Annotated in this window: 19 protein-coding genes and 1 tRNA gene; 10 read left to right on the top strand and 10 right to left on the bottom strand. The window is 65.6% G+C overall.

Features of this window, described 5'->3' with window-relative positions; translation table 11 throughout:
• The first annotated feature begins 70 nt into the window (after positions 1 to 70).
• The 4 genes from QP552_RS13160 to aroA all read left to right on the top strand — a co-directional run bounded on the left by QP552_RS13160 (position 71) and on the right by aroA (position 4821).
• Positions 71 to 877 (top strand): FHA domain-containing protein, encoded by an 807-nt coding sequence (locus QP552_RS13160; protein ID WP_286073828.1) that lies wholly within the window; start codon positions 71 to 73, stop codon positions 875 to 877.
• A gap of 217 nt (positions 878 to 1094) precedes the next feature.
• Positions 1095 to 2180, top strand: a complete 1086-nt coding sequence (gene serC / locus QP552_RS13155) for a 3-phosphoserine/phosphohydroxythreonine transaminase (RefSeq protein WP_286073827.1) — start codon at positions 1095 to 1097, stop codon at positions 2178 to 2180.
• 45 nt (positions 2181 to 2225) lie between these two features.
• On the top strand, positions 2226 to 3437 hold the full coding sequence (gene pheA / locus QP552_RS13150; RefSeq protein ID WP_181453941.1) for a prephenate dehydratase: 1212 nt from the start codon (positions 2226 to 2228) through the stop codon (positions 3435 to 3437).
• Positions 3438 to 3513: 76 nt separating this feature from the next.
• Entirely contained in the window at positions 3514 to 4821 is a 1308-nt protein-coding gene (gene aroA / locus QP552_RS13145) for a 3-phosphoshikimate 1-carboxyvinyltransferase (RefSeq protein WP_286073826.1), read from the top strand.
• A gap of 151 nt (positions 4822 to 4972) precedes the next feature.
• Here aroA and QP552_RS13140 read toward each other — a convergent pair whose 3' ends face one another.
• Both QP552_RS13140 and QP552_RS13135 read right to left on the bottom strand, forming a co-directional pair.
• Entirely contained in the window at positions 4973 to 5545 is a 573-nt protein-coding gene (locus tag QP552_RS13140) for an energy transducer TonB (RefSeq protein ID WP_286073825.1), read from the bottom strand.
• Positions 5546 to 5664: 119 nt separating this feature from the next.
• Positions 5665 to 6303 (bottom strand): energy transducer TonB, encoded by a 639-nt coding sequence (locus tag QP552_RS13135; RefSeq protein ID WP_010480562.1) that lies wholly within the window; start codon positions 6301 to 6303, stop codon positions 5665 to 5667.
• A 113-nt stretch (positions 6304 to 6416) separates the two neighbouring features.
• Here QP552_RS13135 and serS point away from each other — a divergent pair, with 113 nt between their 5' ends.
• Positions 6417 to 7697, top strand: a complete 1281-nt coding sequence (serS, locus tag QP552_RS13130) for a serine--tRNA ligase (protein WP_286073824.1) — start codon at positions 6417 to 6419, stop codon at positions 7695 to 7697.
• Between the two features lie 132 nt (positions 7698 to 7829).
• Here the strand turns inward: serS and QP552_RS13125 are convergent, their stop codons facing one another.
• Together QP552_RS13125 and QP552_RS13120 are read right to left on the bottom strand one after the other, a co-directional pair.
• Positions 7830 to 8180, bottom strand: coding sequence for a ligand-binding protein SH3 (locus tag QP552_RS13125; RefSeq protein ID WP_111111415.1), 351 nt, complete (start codon positions 8178 to 8180; stop codon positions 7830 to 7832).
• Between the two features lie 242 nt (positions 8181 to 8422).
• Positions 8423 to 9010: an NAD(P)H-dependent oxidoreductase gene (locus QP552_RS13120; RefSeq protein WP_286073823.1), complete on the bottom strand. Its 588-nt coding sequence runs from the start codon at positions 9008 to 9010 to the stop codon at positions 8423 to 8425.
• A 127-nt stretch (positions 9011 to 9137) separates the two neighbouring features.
• Between QP552_RS13120 and QP552_RS13115 the strand changes: the two genes are divergently transcribed.
• Entirely contained in the window at positions 9138 to 10130 is a 993-nt protein-coding gene (locus tag QP552_RS13115) for a LysR family transcriptional regulator (protein ID WP_049429058.1), read from the top strand.
• A 54-nt stretch (positions 10131 to 10184) separates the two neighbouring features.
• Here QP552_RS13115 and QP552_RS13110 read toward each other — a convergent pair whose 3' ends face one another.
• Positions 10185 to 11258, bottom strand: a complete 1074-nt coding sequence (locus QP552_RS13110; protein WP_286073822.1) for a DUF4241 domain-containing protein — start codon at positions 11256 to 11258, stop codon at positions 10185 to 10187.
• A gap of 124 nt (positions 11259 to 11382) precedes the next feature.
• Here QP552_RS13110 and QP552_RS13105 point away from each other — a divergent pair.
• A tRNA-Ser gene (locus QP552_RS13105) sits at positions 11383 to 11472 on the top strand.
• 648 nt (positions 11473 to 12120) lie between these two features.
• Here the strand turns inward: QP552_RS13105 and QP552_RS13100 are convergent.
• From QP552_RS13100 to QP552_RS13090, 3 genes are all read right to left on the bottom strand, one after another.
• Positions 12121 to 14874, bottom strand: coding sequence for a UvrD-helicase domain-containing protein (locus QP552_RS13100; RefSeq protein ID WP_111111418.1), 2754 nt, complete (start codon positions 14872 to 14874; stop codon positions 12121 to 12123).
• A 107-nt stretch (positions 14875 to 14981) separates the two neighbouring features.
• Positions 14982 to 15302, bottom strand: a complete 321-nt coding sequence (locus tag QP552_RS13095; protein ID WP_111111419.1) for a hypothetical protein — start codon at positions 15300 to 15302, stop codon at positions 14982 to 14984.
• Positions 15303 to 15448: 146 nt separating this feature from the next.
• Complete coding sequence (locus tag QP552_RS13090) at positions 15449 to 16438, bottom strand: MDR family oxidoreductase (RefSeq protein WP_111111420.1); 990 nt, start codon at positions 16436 to 16438, stop codon at positions 15449 to 15451.
• Between the two features lie 102 nt (positions 16439 to 16540).
• Here QP552_RS13090 and QP552_RS13085 point away from each other — a divergent pair, with 102 nt between their 5' ends.
• The 3 genes from QP552_RS13085 (at position 16541) to QP552_RS13075 (ending at position 19304) form a co-directional block, all read left to right on the top strand.
• Complete coding sequence (locus QP552_RS13085; RefSeq protein WP_049449066.1) at positions 16541 to 16888, top strand: helix-turn-helix domain-containing protein; 348 nt, start codon at positions 16541 to 16543, stop codon at positions 16886 to 16888.
• 198 nt (positions 16889 to 17086) lie between these two features.
• On the top strand, positions 17087 to 17950 hold the full coding sequence (locus QP552_RS13080) for a hypothetical protein (protein ID WP_286073821.1): 864 nt from the start codon (positions 17087 to 17089) through the stop codon (positions 17948 to 17950).
• Positions 17951 to 17981: 31 nt separating this feature from the next.
• Complete coding sequence (locus QP552_RS13075) at positions 17982 to 19304, top strand: XVIPCD domain-containing protein (protein WP_286073820.1); 1323 nt, start codon at positions 17982 to 17984, stop codon at positions 19302 to 19304.
• Between the two features lie 69 nt (positions 19305 to 19373).
• Here the strand turns inward: QP552_RS13075 and QP552_RS13070 are convergent, their stop codons facing one another.
• Together QP552_RS13070 and QP552_RS13065 are read right to left on the bottom strand one after the other, a co-directional pair.
• A complete protein-coding gene (locus QP552_RS13070; protein WP_080355030.1) occupies positions 19374 to 19571 on the bottom strand; it encodes a hypothetical protein in 198 nt (65 codons plus the stop codon).
• A gap of 115 nt (positions 19572 to 19686) precedes the next feature.
• A complete protein-coding gene (locus QP552_RS13065) occupies positions 19687 to 20064 on the bottom strand; it encodes an EF-hand domain-containing protein (protein ID WP_286073819.1) in 378 nt (125 codons plus the stop codon).
• Positions 20065 to 20086: the final 22 nt, after the last annotated feature.

Raw genomic sequence — 20086 nt, 5'->3', positions numbered from 1 at the left:
GAGGGCCGTCGCGCCAAGCACTCATCGCAGGTTCTTCTTCGTTGGCGGCCAACCTGCTAGGCTGCGCCGCGTGCAGAACCTGCTTGTTCACTTCAGTCAACAACAACAGCCCGACCAGCCACTGCGGCCCGGGGTGCAACGCATCGTGCGCCAGGCCAACGGCAGTGTGCGGCTCGGCGACGCCGGCCACGGCGCCCTGCTGCTGGCGCAGTTCTGCATGGACGATCGCGGCCTCTGGCTGCAGGTCGGCAACGGTATCCGTGGCATCCACGTGAATGGTCGACCGGTGCGCCGCATGGCCCTGCTGCGTGCGGGAGATGCGGTGTATGTGGACGGCGTGGAGATGGTGCTGCAGGGTGAGGTCGAGAGCCTGCTGCAGGCGCCCGCACCGAAGAACGATGACGGCAGCGACGAGCAGCAGCGCCTGCTGCGTGGTGTGGGTGGCCTGCATCATGGCCGCAGTTTCACCCTGTCGCGGGCCCGCCTGGTCGGTCGCGGCAGTGAGGCCGACATCGCCATCGACGATCCGGCCTTCGCCGAACAGCACGCCCGCGTGGAAGTGCACGGTGATCGTGTGCTGCTGCGCGACCTCGGCAGTGCCGACGGCACCCGGGTCAACGGCGTGGCCGTGCGCCACTGCTGGCTGCAGGCCGGCGACCAGGTGGTGTTCGATGGCCAGCACCGTTTCGTGCTGGAAGTGCCGCATGATCCACGTCGGCGCCCGCTGCCGGCCGAGGACGAGTCCAGCGAGGACGCGGAACAGGCGCCGGTGCTGCCGGTGACACCGCGCAGGGTCCGGCGCTGGCCGTGGCTGCTGGCCAGCGCCTTGTTGCTGGCGGCAGTGCTCAGCCTGCTGCTCTGGTTCGGCGCGCGCTGATCCGCATCCGCTGGGTCCGCTCTGGTGGGTGCCGACCTTGGTCGGCACGCTCCTCCGGCGGGCATGACGCCTGACGGCGTACGCCGACCAAGATCGGCGGCTACCGGAGCATTGCTGCTGGCAGATGGATTCCAATGAAACCAAATTTCCCTTGCGCCACAAGGCCGCAAGGCTGGTGCACTGCGGCATACTAGGGGTCTTGCCCCACAGGTGTGACATGACGCGCGCGTTCAACTTCAGTGCCGGCCCTGCAACCTTGCCGGAATCGGTCCTGCGCCAGGCGCAGGCGGAAATGCTGGACTGGCACGGGTCCGGTGCTTCGATCGTGGAAATGAGCCATCGCGGCGCGGAATTCATGTCCGTGGCCGCCGAGGCCGAGGCCGACCTGCGGCGCCTGCTCGACATCCCCGACGACTATGCGGTGCTGTTCCTGTCCGGTGGTGCCACCACCCAGCAGGCGCTGATCCCGCTCAACTTCGCCAGCCCCGGCCAGCGTGCCGACTATGTGGTCAGTGGCCACTGGGGCAAGACCGCGGTCAAGCAGGCCGGGGTCTACGTCGACGTCAACATCGCCGCCAGCAGCGAGGCCGATGGCTACCGCACGCTGCCGCCGCGCGCCGACTGGCAGCTTTCGCCCGATGCGGCCTACGTGCACATCACCGCCAACGAGACCATCCACGGCGTCGAGTTCCGTGATGTGCCCGACACCGGCAACGTCCCGCTGATCGCCGATTTCAGTTCGTCCATCGCCAGCGAGCCGCTGGATGTGCGCCGCTACGGCGTGATCTACGCCGGTGCGCAGAAGAACCTCGGCCCGGTCGGCATCGCGGTGATGATCATCCGCCGCGACCTGCTCGAACGCAGTGGCCAGCCGCGCGCGGACATCTTCGATTACCGTTCGCACGTTGCCCGCGATTCGATGCTCAACACGCCGCCGACCTGGAACTGGTACCTGGCCGGCCTGGTGTTCAAGTGGATGCTGGCCGAAGGCGGCGTGACCGAGTTCGCCAAGCGCAATGCCGCCAAGGCCGCGCTGGTGTACGGCGCCATCGACGGCTCCGGCGGCTTCTACCGCAATGAGGTCGCACATGCGGCCCGTTCGCGGATGAACATCCCGTTCTTCCTGCCAGATGCCGATCTCGACGCCCGCTTCGTGGCCGAGGCCAAGGCCGCCGGCCTGCTGGCGCTGAAGGGCCACAAGGTGGTCGGCGGTATCCGGGCCTCGCTGTACAACGCCATGCCGCTGGCCGGGGCCGAGGCGCTGGTCGCCTTCATGGCCGATTTCCAGCAGCGTCACGGTTGAGCAATGAATGGCGCGCACCGTCGGGTGCGTGCCCCGCAACAGGGAATTCCGATGGCAAGCAGCAAATCCAGCAAGAAGGCGCCGAAGAAGGCCGAACCGGCCAAGGACAGCGCCTCCACCAAGGCCAAGGGCAAGAGCACGTCCAAGGCCGCGTCGAACCCGGCGCCCACCCTGGCGCCGCTGGCGCTGGCCGATGTGCGCTCCAAGATCGACCAGATCGACCGCGACATCCAGAACCTGATCGCCGAGCGCGCGCGTTTCGCCCACCAGGTCGGCAAGGCCAAGGGCAAGCTGGCCGCCGCCGTGGACTACTACCGCCCCGAACGCGAAGCGCAGGTGCTGCGCATGGTGGTGGACCGCAACGAAGGCCCGCTCAGCGACGAGCTGCTGGTGCACGTCTACCGCGAGATCATGTCGGCCTGCCTGGCCCAGCAGGAGCCGCTGAAGATCGGCTACCTCGGCCCGGAAGGCACCTTCAGCCAGCAGGCCGTGCTCAAGCACTTCGGCCGCTCCGCGCTGGGCCTGCCGATGGCCAGCATCGAGGAAGTGTTCCAGGAAGTGGAAGCGGGCAACGCCGATTTCGGCGTGGTGCCGGTGGAGAATTCAGGGCAGGGCACCATCCAGATCACCCTGGACATGTTCCTGACCTCGAACCTGAAGATCTGTGGCGAAGTGGAACTGCGCGTGCAGCAGTACCTGATGTCGCGCAGCGGCCGCATCGAGGACATCGAGCGCATCTACGCGCACCCGCAGTCGTTCATGCAGACCTCGGCGTGGCTGCGTGCCAACCTGCCGAAGGCCGAAAAGATCCCGGTGTCGAGCAATGCCGAGGGTGCGCGCCGTGCGCGCAACGCCGACGACGCGGCGGCCATCGGCGGCGAGAGCGCCGGCCATGTGTACGGCCTGAAGAAGGTGGTCACCAAGCCCATCCAGAACGATGCCGACAACACCACCCGTTTCCTGGTGGTGGGCCGCAACATCTTCCCGACCTCCGGCCACGACCGTACCTCGGTGCTGGTGTTCATCCATGACAAGCCTGGTGCGCTGTTCGACGTGCTCAGCCCGTTCGCCCGCCACGGCATCAGCATGAACCGCATCGAGTCGCGCCCGTCGCACCACGGCAAGTGGGAATACGGCTTCTTCATCGACCTGGCCGGCCACATCGACGACGCGCCGATGCAGGCTGCCCTGGCCGAACTGGAAGCGCACTCGGCGCAGATCAAGGTGCTTGGCTCCTACCCGGTGGCCGTGCCCTGAGTGCTGCTGCGGCGGCAACGGCCGCCGCTCCCTGATGCATCGCCGGCACTGCCGGTGTTTACGGAATGATCGAACGATGAGCAACGCGCAACACTGGATTGCCCGCAAGGGCCAGCCGCTGCAGGGCAGCCTGACCATTCCCGGCGACAAGTCGGTCTCGCACCGCTCGGTGATGTTCGCCGCGCTCGCCGATGGTACCTCGCATATCGAAGGCTTCCTGGAAGGCGAAGACACCCGCGCCACCGCGCGCATCTTCAGCCAGCTCGGCGTGCGTATGGAAACGCCCAGCCCGTCGCAGCGCATCGTGCATGGCGTCGGCATCGACGGCCTGCAGGCACCCAGCGCACCGCTGGACTGCGGCAACGCCGGTACCGGCATGCGCCTGCTCGCCGGCCTGCTGGCAGGCCAGGCCTTCGATTGCACACTGATCGGCGATGAGTCGTTGTCGGGCCGCCCGATGCGCCGCGTCACCGGCCCGCTGTCGCAGATGGGCGCGAAGATCGACACCCAGGACGACGGCACGCCGCCGCTGCACGTGCATGGCGGCCAGTCGCTGCACGGCATCGACTTCGCCTCGCCGGTGGCCAGTGCACAGATCAAGTCGGCGGTGCTGTTGGCCGGCCTGTACGCGCAGGGCGAAACCCGGGTGACCGAACCGCACCCGACGCGTGACTACACCGAACGCATGCTGTCGGCGTTCGGCGTGGACATCGAATTCTCGCCGGGCAAGGCGCGCCTGCGTGGCGGCCAGCGCCTGCGCGCCACGGACATCGTGGTGCCGGCCGACTTCTCGTCTGCGGCGTTCTACCTCGTGGCCGCCAGCATCATTCCCGGTTCCGAGCTGCGCCTGAAGCAGGTCGGCCTGAACCCGCGTCGCACCGGCCTGCTGCATGCGTTGCGCCTGATGGGCGCGGACATCACCGAAGAGAATCCGGCCGAGCAGGGCGGTGAGCCCGTCGCTGATCTGGTGGTGCGCTACGCTCAGTTGAAGGGTGCACGTATCCCGGAAGCGCTGGTGCCGGACATGATCGACGAGTTCCCGGCGCTGTTCGTGGCGGCTGCGGCCGCACAAGGCCAGACCGTGGTGAGCGGTGCGGCCGAGCTGCGGGTGAAGGAATCCGATCGTCTCGCTGCGATGGCCACCGGCCTGCGCGCGCTGGGCATGCAGGTGGACGAAACCGAAGACGGTGCCACCCTGCACGGCGGCGTGCGCCTGGGCAGCGGCACCATCGAAAGCCACGGTGACCATCGCATCGCCATGGCGTTCGCTATTGCCGGCCAGATCAGCGATGGCGAAGTACGCATCAACGATATCGCCAACGTCGCCACGTCGTTCCCGGACTTCGACGGCCTTGCGCGCAGCGCCGGGTTCAACCTGGCCTGACCGGCGCCGTCGGACACGGTGTGGGTAGCGCCGGGCCATGCCCGGCGGATCGCATTCCGCGGTAGCTGCCGACCTTGGTTGGCACGCTTTTCCGCATAAAAGGACGGAGGCCGAAGCCTCCGTCTAAACATCACGAACCCCTCGTCCGCGATCAACGCTGCTCGGTACGGAAATCCACCGGGACCCGCACCACGCTGGTGATGGCACGGCCTTCGTGCATCGCCGGCTGGAACTTCCAGTTCTGCACAGTGCTCAGCACTGCGCGGTCCAGATCGCGACTGCGCTCGCCGCTGCGCGAAACGATCGCGGCATTGGCGACGTTGCCGCGGGTATCGACACTCAGGCTGGCGATCACGCTGCCCTGCACGCCACTACGCAGCGCAGCGGCGGGGTAGGTGGGCATGCGGTTGCTGGCCAGCGGGCGGGCCTCACGATTTCGCACTACCGGCGCGGCCTTCCGCGAAGCAGTAGCCGGGGATGCCTGGCGCGCGGCAGGGGCTGCCGCATCCGTCACCACTGCCTGCTCAGGGGCGGGCAGCATGCGCTCACCAACTGGCGCCGGTGCCACGTCTTCCTGGTTTGAATGACGCAGCCAGAGCAGGGCGGCAGCAAACATCGCCACGATCAGCGCGATCCACATCCAGGGCGACGTGGGTTTGTGCTGCAGGCTGGAATCCTCCTGCAGATGCGGCGAATGAAGGTCTTCGTGGGTGGTGGCAGTCATCGCTAACTCCTTCCGTCAATGGACGACGTGGGAAGTGTTGCGCGAGCCACGGACGAGAAGTGTCAGCGTTGCGTCAACGCCACCGGCAGGGTTCAGTTTGCCTGCCGGGAAGCGTTCAGTTACTGCGTCTTGAAGTCGAACGGCACTTCAATGCTGCCAGGGACGGCCTGGCCGTTGCTCTGCGCCGGAGTGAAGCGCCAGCGGCGCACGGCGTCGGTGGCGGCACGGTCGAGCTCGCGTGAGCCGCTGCGCTGGATCACCGTGGCATTGTTCGGATAGCCGGTGGCGTCCACGTCCACCCGCACCACCACGGTGCCGGTCTCGCCAGCGCGCAGCGCAGCGGCCGGGTAGGCGGGCGGCGGCGACTGGCCGGCAATCGGCATCGGCTGGCTGTTGCCGGTGGCCGCCGGCGCAGGGCCCGGTGCGGCCGGGGCTGCTTCAGCGATGGGGGCAGGCGGCGGTGGGGCCGTTTCGACCAGCTTTGGTGCTTCTTCCTCTACCGGGGCCGGCTTGGCATCGGGCATGTCGCTGGAACCGGCCGCAGCGGCCAACGGCTCCGGCAGGGGCTCGATCTGGGCGGTTTCCTGCGGCGTCTGGGCGGCAGGATCGGCGCGGAAGAACTCCTTGTCGCGACCGGTCAGCCAGACCAGCACGAACAGCAGTACGCCCACGCCGAAGGCGATGCCAGCGATCTTCAGGGCGTTGCGCGGGATATGCACAGTGAACGACTTGGCGGACGACGAGCGGGGTGCAGACATGGACCGGACCAGTACGGAATGGCTCGATTCTGCCACGGCGGGAATGAACCGGGCGGCAGAAATCCGTATAACAGGCGATAATCCCATCCCTGATACCCACCACGACACCTGCCATGCTTGATCCAGCCCTGCTCCGCCACCAGCCCGCCGACCTCGCCGAACGCCTGCGCACCAGTCGCGGCTTCGAGCTCGACGTGTCTGCCCTGGAGTCCCTGGAGGCCGATCGCAAGCGCATCCAGGTGCGGACCCAGGAGCTGCAGAGCCTGCGCAACAGCCGTTCCAAGGCCATCGGCCAGGCCAAGGCCAAGGGCGAGGACGTCTCGACCATCATGGCCGAGGTCGCAGCCTTCGCTGACGAGCTGAAGGCCTCGGAAGTGGCGCTGGACGAGCTGCGCGAGAAGATCGAAACGATCTCGATGGGCATTCCGAACCTGCCGGCCGATGACGTGCCGGCCGGTGCCGACGAGAACGACAACGTCGAGCAGGCGCGCTGGGGCACCCCGCGCCAGTTCGACTTCAAGGTGCTCGACCACGTCGAACTGGGCGCCCGCAACGGCTGGCTGGACGGCGAGACCGCGGCCAAGCTGTCCGGCTCGCGCTTCACCGTGCTGCGCGGCCCGATCGCGCGCCTGCACCGTGCGCTGGCCCAGTTCATGGTCGACCTGCACACCGGTGAGCACGGCTATGAAGAAACCAACGTGCCGCTGCTGGTCAACGCCGATTCGCTGCGTGGCACCAGCCAGCTGCCGAAGTTCGAGGACGACCTGTTCAAGACCGCCGTGGGTGACTCCACGCGTTACCTGATTCCGACCTCGGAAGTGCCGCTGACCAACATCGTGCGCGACGAGATCGTCGAGGCCGAGCGCCTGCCGCTGCGCATGACCGCCCACTCGATGTGCTTCCGCGCCGAGGCGGGCAGCGGCGGCCGCGATGTGCGCGGCATGATCCGCCAGCACCAGTTCGAGAAGGTCGAGCTGGTCTCGATCAGCCGCCCGGAAGACAGCGACGCCGAACACCAGCGCATGACCCGCTGCGCCGAAGTGGTGCTGGAAAAGCTGGGCCTGCCGTACCGCAAGGTGCTGCTGTGCACCGGCGACATGGGCTTCTCGGCCATCAAGACCTACGATCTGGAAGTCTGGCTGCCGTCGCAGGAGACCTACCGCGAGATCTCCTCGTGCTCGAACTGTGGTGACTTCCAGGCCCGCCGCATGCAGGCGCGCTGGCGCAACCCGTCCACCGGCAAGCCGGAACTGGCGCACACCCTGAACGGCTCGGGCGTGGCCGTCGGCCGCGCGATGATCGCGGTGATGGAGAACTACCAGAATGCCGACGGCAGCATCACCGTGCCGGAAGCGCTGCGCCCGTACATGGGCGGCCTGGAAACCATCGCCTGACCGGTAGCGCCGGGCCATGCCCGGCGTCCTCGGCGGTTCATCCACGCGTGGCGTGGATCTACCGAAGCATCGGTGGATTCACACCGGACGCCGTAGGGCTACATCCACGCGATGCGTGGATGAACCCCACAATCACTCCACAACCCGCACCTTCTCCAACGGCACCCATCCCGGCTCGCCCGTCTCCGGCACGCACCACGCCCAGCCATTGAGCGTGCGCTGCCCACGCAGCAGCTGGCCGGGATCCACATCCAGCTCCCGCGCGCAGTAATCCTCCGTGGCAAACGCGTCACCCTGCGCAGTGCGACCGATCACCGGTGCCGGCACGAATCCGGGCTGTTGCCCCTCGGCTTCGCACAGGAACCAGTCCTCCCAGCCCTCCGGGCCTTCATAGCGTTCGCCCACCACCAGTGCCTGTCCGCGGCGCAGGGTGATCGGGTGCGGAAATTCGCTGCGGTGCGCAGTCGTCACGATGTAGTTCATGGCCCCAGCCTAACGCCCTGTTGAACCCCGCGCACGGCGCCGCATCCACGCATGGCGTGGATCTACCGCGCGTGCATCAGTAGATCCACGCCGTGCGTGGATAGCGCAGGCCCTCAGGCCAGGCGCCACAAAAAAGCGGCCCCGCACAGCGGGGCCGCCAGGGTGGGCCGGGATGGGGGAGGGGATCCCGACCCGCGTTCAGCGCCTCGACGAGGAGAGAGCGGCGCCGAACGTTGGAACGCTTATGCAGCGGCGGCTTCAGCCGCTTCGTGCGACGGCAGAGCCGCCAGCGCGCCAGCGATGGCGTCTTCACGGTGCTGCGGCGAGTAGGCGATGCCCTCGGCGCGCACGAACTCGATGTCGTTGATGCCCCAGAAGGCGAACGTCTGGCGCAGGAACGGCTCCTGGAAGTCGGCCGGCGAATCGGTATAGATGCCGCCGCGGCTGCTGACCACGATCACGCGCTTGCCGCCGGCCAGGCCGATCGGGCCATTCTCGGTGTACTTGAAGGTGCGCCCGGCCACGGCCACGCGGTCGATCCAGGCCTTCAGGGTGGACGGGATGCTGAAGTTGTACATCGGCGCGCCGATCACCACGATGTCCGCAGCCAGGAACTGCTCGAGCACCTGTTCAGCATCGGCGGCTTCGGCCGAGTCGGCCTTGGCCAGCGAGCTGCTGCGCAGATGCGGTACCGGATTGGCGTCAAGATCGCGATAATCGATCTGCAGGCCTTCGACCTGCTGCTTGAACCGGGCCACCACGGCGGCGGTCAGGTGGCGGGAGACGGAGTTCTCGCCAAGCACGCTGGCGTCGAGATGCAGAAGCTTCATGGCAGTCACCTATGTTCTGGAAGGAAGAAGCGGGTAGGCCCCGCCGACGGAGAGAACGATAGGTTGTTGCAAAGGCGGGATAAAGGTGATTGAATGCCACGTATTGTTCTAGATATGGAACTCGGGCATGCATGACCTGAATGATCTGTACTACTTTGCGATGGTGGTCGACCACGGCGGATTTGCCGCCGCCGAGCGCGCGCTGGGCATCCCCAAGTCGCGCCTGAGCCGCCGTATCAGCCAGCTGGAGACCGACCTGGGCGTGCGCCTGCTGCAGCGCTCCACGCGCCGTTTCGCGGTCACCGACGTCGGCACCAGCGTGCACCGCCACGCGCAGACGATGCTGGCCGAGGCGCAGGCCGCCCGCGAAGTTGTCGACCGCCTCAGCGCGGAACCGCGCGGCGTGGTGCGCGCCAGCGTGCCGGTGTCGCTGGCGCAGATGCAGTTGCCCAAGCTGCTGCCCAAGTTCCTCGAGCAGTACCCGAAGGTGCGCCTGCAGCTGAACATCAGCAACCGCCGCGTGGACATCATCAATGAAGGCTACGACGTGGCCCTGCGCGTGCGTTCGCGCCTGGACGACGACGGCAGCCTGGTGATGCGCAGCTTCGGCCAGGTGCAGGAACTGCTGGTGGCCAGCCCGAAGTACCTGGACCGTGCCGGACGCCCCAAGGACCCGGAAGAACTGACCCAGCACGTCACCCTCAGCATCAGCGAAGACGAAGCACGCCAGCGCTGGGAACTGCATGGTCCGGAAGGCGAAGTGCGCCGGGTCGACCTGCAGCCGCGGGTAGCCGGTTTCGACTTCCCGCTGCTGCAGAGCATGGTGAAGGATGGCTTCGGCATCACCATGCTGCCGGAAACCGTATGCGCCGACGCCGTGCGCAATGGCGAACTGGAAGTGGTGCTGCCGGACTGGTCGCTGCCGCAGGGCGTGTGCCATGCCGTGTTCGCCTCGCGCCGTGGCCTGCTGCCGGCGGTGCGTGTTTTCATCGACTTCCTGGCCGAACATCTGCCGCCGCAGCTGGAGGCCTCACGCCTGCATTGCGATGGAGCCTGTGAGAAGGCCAAGGAGCGCATCAAGGCCAGTGCTCTGGGCGCGCTGGCGGTGGATGCGGGCTGAGAGAGCTGAACGGTAGCGCCGGGCCATGCCCGGCGTTGCTGTTTCCGGGGTCGATCACTTCCGCCCGAACAACCGGTCCCAGAAGCTGCGCTGCGGTGCCGGCATCGGCGTGGGGGCGGCAGCCACCACCGGCGCTTCCAGTACTGCCATCAGCTCCGCGCTGCGCGGCTTCTTCAGGAAGCGCGCATAGTCCAAGTAGCTGGTCACTTTGCTCATGTGCAGGCGCTCCGGCATCGCCGGCAAGACGCCGCCCTGCAGCAGCACCCGCAACGCCTCCGGGCGGTCCAGCCGGATCGCCTCGAACACCGCGGTGCCGCCGCAGCCCGGTTCGATCTGATTGGCGCGCTGCGGCGCATCCTTCAACAGGTCGCGCAGCGCATCCGCGTCGTCGCGCTCCACCGCGGCCACCAGTCGTGCCAGTGCCTCGGATTCCGCCGCGGGCAGGCTGTCGCGATAGGCCTGGTCGGCGATCTCGCGCTCGTCGCGCCCGTCACCGCCCTGGATGCTCAGGAAATCGGTGACCAGTGCTACCGGAATGCCGGACGTATCCAGCGCCCAGTAGCTCGGATAGACGCCGTCGCCCCAGCCGCTGGTGAATACGACCAGGCCGTGTGGCGAGTCCTCGCCCCAAGGGCGGTACTCGGCGCCTTCATCCAGGCCGTCGTGGTCGATCAGGGCATCCGACCACGCATTGTCTTCGTCGCCATCGGCCTGTTCGATCAGGGCCAGCAGTGCCTGCTGGGTGTCGGTGTCCATGAAACAGCCGATGCCGGCGTCGACCGGATAGCCGATGAAGCTGTCCTCATCCAGGCCGGACAGGTCCTGCGTGGTCCAGCGTGCCATCTGCCAGTGCAGGGCAGATGCTGTGAGGGCTTGGCGGGGCTTGAACCAGACCACGGCCAGTGCAGGGCGGCCGCTGTGCACGATGATCTCCACCGGATGCCGACCCACCGGAGCGGTGTAGTCGGCCAGCGCCGGCGCCTCGGCCTGGACCAGCGGATCGCAGACCACCAGATGCCCGCTGCTGACCGGCAGGTAGCCGGCGAAGGTGCGGTGCAGGGCCACTGCGGCCAGCTGGGTATCGTCCAGCAGGGTGGTGCGCAGGTTGGCCAGATCGAGGTGGGCCATGGGGGCTCCGATTGCAGTCGAGCCCCCACCGTGCCGGATGCGAAGGGCGGGAGCAAGGGTGGTCTTGGGCAAATGGCCTTCACGTGCGAGAATACGCCGCTGCCCGGGCGACCGGGACCCGATTGGAGAGATGGCCGAGCGGTTTAAGGCACCGGTCTTGAAAACCGGCGAAGGGTTAAACCTTCCGTGGGTTCGAATCCCACTCTCTCCGCCAGCTGTTTAAAAGAGCCTCTGGGAACAGGGGCTTTTTTGTGTCTACGGCCCTTGCTGACCAGCCATCCGGTCACGAGGGTCAGGTGAACGAGTAAACCGGTGCAGTCCTCTGGCAGCAGGGAATTGCTTCATTCAAGGACGGTAATCGTTCCAGGTGCACAAGCGCTGACGTTGGCGCCAGGCAATTTGAATGTGCCAGACACCCGCGCTAGGCTTCGGATGCCCAAGGAGGGCGACCAACGGAGTCATGGCATGAAGATTGGATTCAAGCTTTCTGTTGCTGTTGCGGCCTGTGCGTTGACCTTTGGAATCGGCAGCGCCACGGCGAAAGCCCCTGGCCCTTGTTCCGTCTGCGAGGTCCAGTACATTGCATGCGAGGCGTCAGGTACAGACTTGAGTATCTGTACCCGGAACTATATGCAATGCCTGCGTCTGAACGGCTGCATTATCCCGTAATAAGATGCGGCGAGGACGTGTGGGGACCTTGCGATACCCTGCAGCCTCGTCACCATCCAGACAGAAGCCTCGGTCCTGCCGGGGCTTTTTCATTTCCGGAGACGCCATGGCGCGCGTCATGCCGGGGGCGAAACCGAGACGGTGCTTGTGTGCCCTGTTGCAGGCAGACATATGTGGGGGAAGCGGGATGCATTCATCCCCGACGCGCACCTTTCGGCTTGTTGTGGCACAACGGATAGCTCGAGCACGACCGGAAAGCCCCATGCGGTCCATTGCGGTCCACGAACACGCCCACCTTGCACACCGGGCAGCGCTCTTCGTTGATGGCCGCACCTGAAATCGTGGTCACTTCCACCGCGCCGTCCCGCACCAGCTCATCCAGGAACGGCGAGTGCTTGCCCCGCAGCGTGAACATCGCAACCGACCTCCGCGCACGCGTCAGTGCGACATAGAACAACCGCCGTTCTTCGCTCAGTGGGTAGCTGTCTCCATCCGGCATCGCCAGCGAAAGCACCGGGTCGTCCGACCGCAGGCTGGGGAAGCCTCGGTGGATCATCCCTGGCAGAATCACATAATCCGCCTCGCGCCCCTTCGATCGATGTGCGGTCAGAAACTCGACGTCCATCGTGCTGCCGAAGGCGGTCTTCCAATCCGGTGGCACCGCACTGCGATCGGCGCGGTAGCGCCCCAGGATGAAGACCGTCACGCGTCCGTTGCGTCCTTGCGGCACCGCCCCGGACGACAACTGCTGATGCAGCCTGGCGAGGTATTGGCGAACACCATCCTGCACTTCCTCACGCCGATTCATCTGGAACGCCTGCAGCACCGGGCCCACCGCCGGCGTCGCAGAACGAACCGCCTTGGCGATCTGCACCGGATTGCGGCTGATGAAGCGGCCGGACGCATCGCAGAGCGCCTGCGGGCAGCGGAATGTCTGCTCCAGTTTCAGCACCTGGCCCTGTCCCATCCACTCGCGGAATCCGGTCATCACTGAAACGTCGGCGCCGGCGAAGCGATTGATCGACTGCCAGTCATCGCCTACCGCAAACAGGTAGCGCCCTGGTTTACTGACCAATGCTCGGCAGAGACGGGCGCGGGCGCGCGAGGCATCCTGGAATTCGTCGGCCATCACCAGTTCGTAGGGCGATTCATAGCGGCCCTGTTCCAGCAGTCCGGCCGCCATGTTGAGCATGTCTTCGAAATCGATGCCGTGCTCGTCAGCCAGTGCGTTGTCCCAAGCCTGGAAAACAGGGCTGGCAATCTCCAGGAAGCGCCGATGCCGTTCCTTGAACTGATCTTCGGGCATCTGCCGCAGGCGCTCGGCCATGTCATCCAGCGTCAGGCAGTTGCTCTTTGCGTGGGCAATGAATGTGCGCATCAGCCCGATCAGGTCCGCGTCCGGCATGGGCTTTGCGCCCTGCTCGGGTAGCTCGCGGTCGGGGTTGGGGTCGAGTTCGACACCGGACCCGTCAAGCCTCTCCGCAAGATCCTGCAGGGCATGTCCACTGCGAAGACCGAACGAGGTGGTCTCGACAAGGGCGGTGCCGCGTGCCGCGTGCTGCTGGCGCTTCCAGTGCATACCTTCGGCGTAATGGGCGAAGTGCGCCGGCGGCTGGCCATCGCCATCCAGCGCAAAGTGCTCGTGATACAGCCCGGCATCCGGGTAATAGAAGTCGGGGCGATACTGGCGATGGGTGTCGGTGGCCGTATCGAATTCGTAGCGCCGCTCGTAGTCGTACGTCACGCCGTTGTAGAAGAGCCAGTCGGCGATGACGCACTCTTCCAGGCTCTTCACCCGCTCACCCTGCAGGGCGCGGATGTAGGGCGTGCCATCGCGGTCGTAGCCGTCGGCCTCCATTTCCGCACCGAATGGCGGCAGGTCGCGCCCGAACACCAGGCGGAACATGTCCCATTGGGTGCGGAAGTGGGTCGAGCGGTCCTTCAGGTCATCCACCAGTTCGGCCAGCTTGTTGAAGCCCAATGTGGCGTCAGTGGCCCATTCCGGGATATCGGGCTTGCGCCCCGTGGCTTTGGCGATGATGGCCAGGCCCAGGGCGTGGAAGGTCCGCGACTCAACCACGGTGTCGCCCATGCCGAGCCGATCGAAGGATCGCTGCGCGCGCTCCTCCAGCTCCTTGGCAGCATCCTTGTTGAAGGCGAGCATCACGATGCGTTCGGGTTCGACAAAGCCGCGGTCAATGGCATACGCGGCCTTGGCGACCATGGTGGAGGTCTTGCCGGAACCGGCCGCGGCCACGACCTGGACCCGGTTGTCGAAGCAGATGACGGCGCGGGCCTGTTCCTCGGTCAGCGGTCTGCTCTCGACCCGGTCCAGGAAGGCCTTGGCCAGCACCAGCTCCCGCGTCGCCATGGTCGCATTGGCGTCCCCCCATACGGCGGGCCAATCCAGCTGCCAGTCGTGCAGGGCATCCAATGCGGCACGATGGCTATGGGAGTGCAGGTCGTCGTGCACATCCTCATCAAGGAACAGCCGTTCCAGCTCGGCCGGCGACAAGGGCAGGGCGGGGCGCTCGGCCAGCAGGATGTGCTGCTGTTCGTGGGTGATCCAGCGGCGGCCGGCGGTGCCCCGGTCAGTGAGGGCGTCGGCCTCGGCCAGCCACGATTGGATCTGCTCCAGAATCGTATCGAACAAGGCCTTGCGCCCACGCGCGGTGCGCGCAAAGTGCAGGTGCTGCAGGGCCGCAGCAAGCCGGGACGCTTGTCCGTTGGGGAGCCCGTCTACGCACAGCCCGGCGGCATCGCCGGTCTGCAGCTCGACCCGTGACCAGAAGACCCCTGGATGGATCTGCACCTGCTGGTCATCATCCACGCGCAACCGGTACTGCTGGCCGGAGACACTGAGTTCAACGCACTCGCCATCAAGCCGCAGCGACCAATGGGGCGAACGGGTCACGCGTCGGCCCCAGCCCGAGGGGCACCATTCCATAGACATCCAGATACTGCCTTGCAAGCGTCAATAGGGCTTTTTGAGCCCCCAAGCCCACATGATAAGGGGCCTTGACGATGCGTGCGGCCTTGCCCGCGGGCACGGCATCACTCGTAGGCGCGATCCTGCTTCGTCGGCGGGACTTCGACCACATCACCGCGCCGGATCAGCTCATCCAGATCCACCGCCGAAGCGGCCAAGGCATCCTGCGCATCGAAATCCCACTTGTCCTTGTACTCGCGTGCCAGCAGATCGCAGACCGCCTTGGCGCGCGAATAGGCATCGTCCTTGCCCTCGTTCTGCTTCAATGCATCACGATGGATCTGGCACAGCGTGAGCTGGTGCGCATCCTCGGCGCGCTCGCGCTCCCAGATGATGTCGGGCAGGCCCGAAAGCGCAGCGGCAAGCGCGAATGCGGTCATTGGCATGTCAGGTGTCCAGGCGGCGATGGGAACCCGAGCGTATGCGAGCGGCGTTGGCTTGAGGCCACCGCCGCCCGCGTCGTTTCACTGCGTGTTCACCATTCGCCGCAGCATGGAAACTGCATCAAATGCAGTTGATCCAGACGATCTGCTCACGCATTCACATCCACCACAATCCGCCCACGTACCTTGCCTGGGATGATCTGGTCGTAGACATCCAGCACCTCGGCAAGCCCGATCAACTGCACGGTGCTTTCCAGCTTCTGCGGGTCCAGGTCGGTGGCAAGTCGGTCCCATGCACGCTGGCGGACGGCCTGCGGCGCATTCACCGAATCCACGCCGGCAAGCGTCACGTTGCGAAGAATGAAGGGCAGCACCGAGCCATGCAGCTCGTCACTCTGCGCCAGCCCGCAGGCGGCCACTGCGCCACGGTATTTCGTCTCGGCAATGGCGTTGACGAGGGTGGGACCGCCCGCCACATCGACCACGCCGGCCCAGCGCTCGGCACTCACCGGCCGGTCGCGCGGGGCTGAAAGCTGCGCGCGGTCGATGATCTCGGCGGCGCCCAGGCTGTGCAGATACTCGGCGTGTTCAGGTCGCCCGGTGGCAGCCACTACGCGATAGCCCAGCTTGGACAGGATCGCCACCGCAATCGAGCCGACGCCGCCGTTGGCGCCGGTGACCAGTACATCGCCCTTCCCGGGCGTTACGCCGGCATCTTCCAGTGCCAGCACGCACAGCATCGCGGTATAGCCTGCTGTGCCGATGGCCATGGCGTCGCGGGTGCTCAGGTTGGCGGGAATCCTGTTGAGCCATTCGCCGCGAACACGGGCACGCTGGGCGAGGCCGCCGTGGTGGCCCATGCTGAGATCCCAGCCGTTCAACACCACGCGGTCACCGGGTTGGAAACCGGCATTGCCCGATTCCAGTACAACGCCAGCCAGGTCGATGCCAGGGATCAACGGGAACGTCCGGATCACCGGGCGCGTGCCGGTGAGGGCCAGCGCGTCCTTGTAGTTCAGCGTGGAGTACTCGACCTGCACCAGCACGTCGCCATCCATCAGGTTGGCTTCATCGAAATCGACCAGCTCCGTGGATACGCCGTCGTTGGTCTTGCGGGTCAGCAGTGCCTTGAAACTCATGGTGCGGTCTCACGTTCAGTGGATGAGCCCATGCTAGGCTCGCACCGTTATCGCAACAAGAACGATGATTTTCCGTAGGTACTATGGTTTTCCGGAGTATGCATGCGTAGCAGACGATGGGACGGCAAGAGCGGTTGCGCCGTGGAAGTCACGCTGTCGGTGATGGGCGGCGTGTGGAAGCCGATCATTCTGTTTCACCTGATGACAGGCAAGCGACGCTTCATGGAGCTGACGCGGCGTGTGCCCAACGCCACCCAGTCCATGCTGACCAGCCAGCTGCGGGAACTGGAGGCTGACGGGGTGGTGATCCGCCATGTCTATCCCGAGGTGCCACCGAAGGTGGAATACGAGCTTTCCGAATTCGGGCGCACGCTGGTGCCCGTGCTGCTGGCCATGCGGGAGTGGGGTGAAACCTATCGCGGCCATAAAGGCACGGACAGCGACGGCTGAGGCGTGAAGCGGCGAGCCGAGCGTCGTCGCCATGGCTCTTGAACCCCTGCAGCATTCCGGAGGCCGCGGCAATAGCCGCAGTACTGCAGGCAGCGCATGTGGAGCGCTGCCTCGCTCCGTGAAGGGCGGTGATGCGGTTCCTGTTCCGTTGACGCCCACTTCCCTATAGTGGCGCCGGAACCCTGCAATGGAATGCCCATGCACGTGATGTCCCCCCGCCGTTGCCTGGCGCTGGCACTTGCCGTCGTAATGAGTGCCGGCGCGTGTGCACGGCCGCCGTCCACCGAACACGAAAGGAATCCCGCCATGTCCGGCGCAACCCAGACCGGCCGCACGATCAACGGCCACACCTATACCGACGCGCCTGTGGACGTGAAGCTCGGGCCGAACACCTTCCGCATTCCGGCCAACTACCTGGACAGCCAGATCGCGCCGTGGCCGGGCGAGGGTGTGACGCTGGTCATCGAGTGGCCGGACATGAAGCCGACGGCGCCGGGTGCCCGGGCCAATCCGCGTACGAATGATTTCCGGAAGGAGATTCCCATTCGGATCAACTACGTTGATCGGGTTCCCGTCGAAACACTGCTCTCAAGGCTGTCGTCAAATGAAGCCATCACGGAGGAGGGCTCTGTGGAAAGGGAGGATCCCAGGGACCGTCTCGATCAACGCGTTGCACAGCCGGAGACCTTGGGTCTGACGCCCTATGCAATCGATGAAGCGAAGATGGTGGTGTACGCGAAGATGCATGAGGCGCGGTACGGGAAGCCGCCTGTCCGCAATCCGGCCTATGAGAGAGACTGGTACATCGCACGCCAGGGCGATGGCCGCATCAGCTCGTTCATCAAATGTGACGGCGAGGAATTCCGACGCGATGGCGTGCGGCTGGAGGGGGACGAGGTGATCAGCGAGCCGGGAGAAGTGGCAGCGGGCTGCGTTCACTATTTCGTGGACATCGACAACAGGCTGTCCATCAGCCTGGACTACAAGAGAGCGTTTCTGAAGGACTGGAAACGCATGGAAGAGGCCGTCAGGGAAGTCATCGCACGTACCCGGTCCAAGTGACCGGTGATTCAGGGAAGAGAAGGGGCAAGGCATGAGTGGATTGACCGAACACGATCTCAGAATCCTTGGCAGCTATGCCAGAGATGGCAACCGCGAGCTTTACTGGAACTACCTGTCGCAGCTGCCGGGCGCCGATGGGTACGGGACACTGGCACTGGGTGTTGTACGCAATGACAGCCTGCCGGGGCGCGTAGCGAACAGCTATGCACAGAGCTACGCGAAGACCCAGCAGGAAGAGGGATCCCGTTTCTCGAATGCACAGTTGACCGAGCGGCAATGGGAGTCCTTCGGGCAGACCCTGCTCGAAAGAGATCTTGAACTGCGGCGGCAGTGGATGAACGAACGCCGCCCAGACCTGGCACTGAATCTTCCCGGCAAGGATGTGATGCTGGCGCACGACCGTGCGTTTGAACGGCATGAACTGGACCCCAATTGCTGGACCCCGCGCGTGCTGCTGGAAGCGGCCGAACAGAAGAGCGGCCCCGCGAAGCTGGAACAGATCTGGACCAACATGCTCAACAACGACTATGCCGGGGGGCCCCGCGTAGGCAACACCAGCGTCGATGCCATCAGCCAGATGGGATGGACGAAGGGTGGCCAGTACCTGACCCGGTTGAGCGTGCTGGAAGCCACCCAGGCCCTGGAAGGCCGCTCAGCGGTCGATCCGAACGTGATCGGTGGCAACAGCTACTACGCGATGTACTTCGAAGCGGACAGGAAGTGGGCCAGTGTCAGCGCGGGTGGCGGCCAGATGTCGCTGCGCGAGATTACCGACCCCGCCCGCATCGCCGAACTCAACGACGCTCGCGACGTCCGCCTGGAGCGACAGGAAAAACGTACCCGGTTCCACCCGGACGACCCGTATCGGACCATAACCCGCAGCCCGCTTACCGCAGCAGTGGACGACATGCCTGATCCCTCACTGGCACCGACCCGCCTGGCCGACATTGGTCCTGGCCACCGTGAGTACGCACTGATGCAGCAGGTACGCGAAGGCGTGGCCGCGATCGATGCCAGCGCCGGGCGTACCCATGATGAGGACAGCGAGCGTCTTGTGGCGAGCGTGATGGCATTGGCCCGCCGCAATCAGCTTGAACGTGCCGACCATGTGCTGCTGAGCGCCCAGACCGCCGACAGCCCCGCAGGGCGGAACGTGTTCGTGGTGCAGGGCGGGATGAACGATCCCGCACACCTGCACGCCTCGATGCCCACTGACGTGGCGGTGCAGACCCCGGTTGTGCAGTCACTGCAGCAGATCGAGGCCGTCAGCCTGGACCGCCAACCGGCGGCTGTGCAGCGCCAGCAGGACATTGACGTGCAGGACCGCGAGAGCCCTGCGATGCGGATGGGGTGAAACCACAGCGCCGGGCCGCCAATGCCAGCCCCCGGATGGGGGCCGGCACGCATCACGGCAACGCGTGACTTACGGGATGGTGCAGCCGCTGTTTCTCAGGCAACGGGCGAACGCCGGATAGCAGACGTTCTCGCCATTACCCGCCGCCAGACAGGCGTCGTAGGCGGTGTAGCACGGGGTACAGCGGGACTGCGCGGAGGCACTGCCGATTCCCAGGGTCAGTGCAGCAGCCGCAATAGCAACAGACAGCTTGAATCCAATCTTCATGCTTCACTCCGTTGATAGCCCTCCTTGGGCAACTCGGAGGCTATCGTGGGAAGAGGGTGTATTCAACCCGCGCTGCGTCCGGATGGGCATCCATCTTCAGCGCCCCGCCCCGGATTCACCTTGTTGGCGCGTCTGAAGTCTGTGCGGCCACCATGGCCTGCTGCATTTCCTTCAGCGACAGATAGCCATCACCATCGGTGTCCAGGCCCGCAAAGTACTTCGCGATCTCCGGCACCACGGTGGCCTCCTCTTTGCTGATCCTTCCGTCCTTGTTGGTGTCCATGGCAGTGAACGCAGCGTCGATCGAATCCGCCTGCTTGCTGAAGCGTCCCTGCTGGAACTTCGTGTACTCGGCCTTGTCGACGCGTCCATCCTTGTTGGCATCCATCGCGGTGAACGTGGAATCGATGTAGGCCTGTCTCGGGTCGGCCGGTGCGGCCCCGGCAAGCAATGGGGTAGCGCACAGGGCAATCAACAGAGCAGTTCTGGTCATGGGGTGTTTGTCCTTGTTGAGG

The organism is Stenotrophomonas sp. 59 (genome assembly GCF_030291095.1).
In the GTDB taxonomy this organism is placed as follows: domain Bacteria; phylum Pseudomonadota; class Gammaproteobacteria; order Xanthomonadales; family Xanthomonadaceae; genus Stenotrophomonas; species Stenotrophomonas maltophilia_Q.
This window is presented reverse-complemented; position numbering and strand designations above follow the sequence as displayed.

What these genes read in the sequence shown, in the direction of transcription:
- serC (WP_286073827.1), top strand. Translation starts at nt 1,095, where the DNA reads ATGACGCGCGCGTTCAACTTCAGTGCCGGCCCTGCAACCTTGCCGGAA.
- aroA (WP_286073826.1), top strand. Translation starts at nt 3,514, where the DNA reads ATGAGCAACGCGCAACACTGGATTGCCCGCAAGGGCCAGCCGCTGCAG.
- QP552_RS13140 (WP_286073825.1), bottom strand. Translation starts at nt 5,545, where the DNA reads ATGACTGCCACCACCCACGAAGACCTTCATTCGCCGCATCTGCAGGAG.
- QP552_RS13135 (WP_010480562.1), bottom strand. Translation starts at nt 6,303, where the DNA reads ATGTCTGCACCCCGCTCGTCGTCCGCCAAGTCGTTCACTGTGCATATC.
- serS (WP_286073824.1), top strand. Translation starts at nt 6,417, where the DNA reads ATGCTTGATCCAGCCCTGCTCCGCCACCAGCCCGCCGACCTCGCCGAA.
- QP552_RS13125 (WP_111111415.1), bottom strand. Translation starts at nt 8,180, where the DNA reads ATGAACTACATCGTGACGACTGCGCACCGCAGCGAATTTCCGCACCCG.
- QP552_RS13120 (WP_286073823.1), bottom strand. Translation starts at nt 9,010, where the DNA reads ATGAAGCTTCTGCATCTCGACGCCAGCGTGCTTGGCGAGAACTCCGTC.
- QP552_RS13115 (WP_049429058.1), top strand. Translation starts at nt 9,138, where the DNA reads ATGCATGACCTGAATGATCTGTACTACTTTGCGATGGTGGTCGACCAC.
- QP552_RS13110 (WP_286073822.1), bottom strand. Translation starts at nt 11,258, where the DNA reads ATGGCCCACCTCGATCTGGCCAACCTGCGCACCACCCTGCTGGACGAT.
- QP552_RS13100 (WP_111111418.1), bottom strand. Translation starts at nt 14,874, where the DNA reads ATGGAATGGTGCCCCTCGGGCTGGGGCCGACGCGTGACCCGTTCGCCC.
- QP552_RS13095 (WP_111111419.1), bottom strand. Translation starts at nt 15,302, where the DNA reads ATGCCAATGACCGCATTCGCGCTTGCCGCTGCGCTTTCGGGCCTGCCC.
- QP552_RS13090 (WP_111111420.1), bottom strand. Translation starts at nt 16,438, where the DNA reads ATGAGTTTCAAGGCACTGCTGACCCGCAAGACCAACGACGGCGTATCC.
- QP552_RS13085 (WP_049449066.1), top strand. Translation starts at nt 16,541, where the DNA reads ATGCGTAGCAGACGATGGGACGGCAAGAGCGGTTGCGCCGTGGAAGTC.
- QP552_RS13080 (WP_286073821.1), top strand. Translation starts at nt 17,087, where the DNA reads ATGCACGTGATGTCCCCCCGCCGTTGCCTGGCGCTGGCACTTGCCGTC.
- QP552_RS13075 (WP_286073820.1), top strand. Translation starts at nt 17,982, where the DNA reads ATGAGTGGATTGACCGAACACGATCTCAGAATCCTTGGCAGCTATGCC.
- QP552_RS13070 (WP_080355030.1), bottom strand. Translation starts at nt 19,571, where the DNA reads ATGAAGATTGGATTCAAGCTGTCTGTTGCTATTGCGGCTGCTGCACTG.
- QP552_RS13065 (WP_286073819.1), bottom strand. Translation starts at nt 20,064, where the DNA reads ATGACCAGAACTGCTCTGTTGATTGCCCTGTGCGCTACCCCATTGCTT.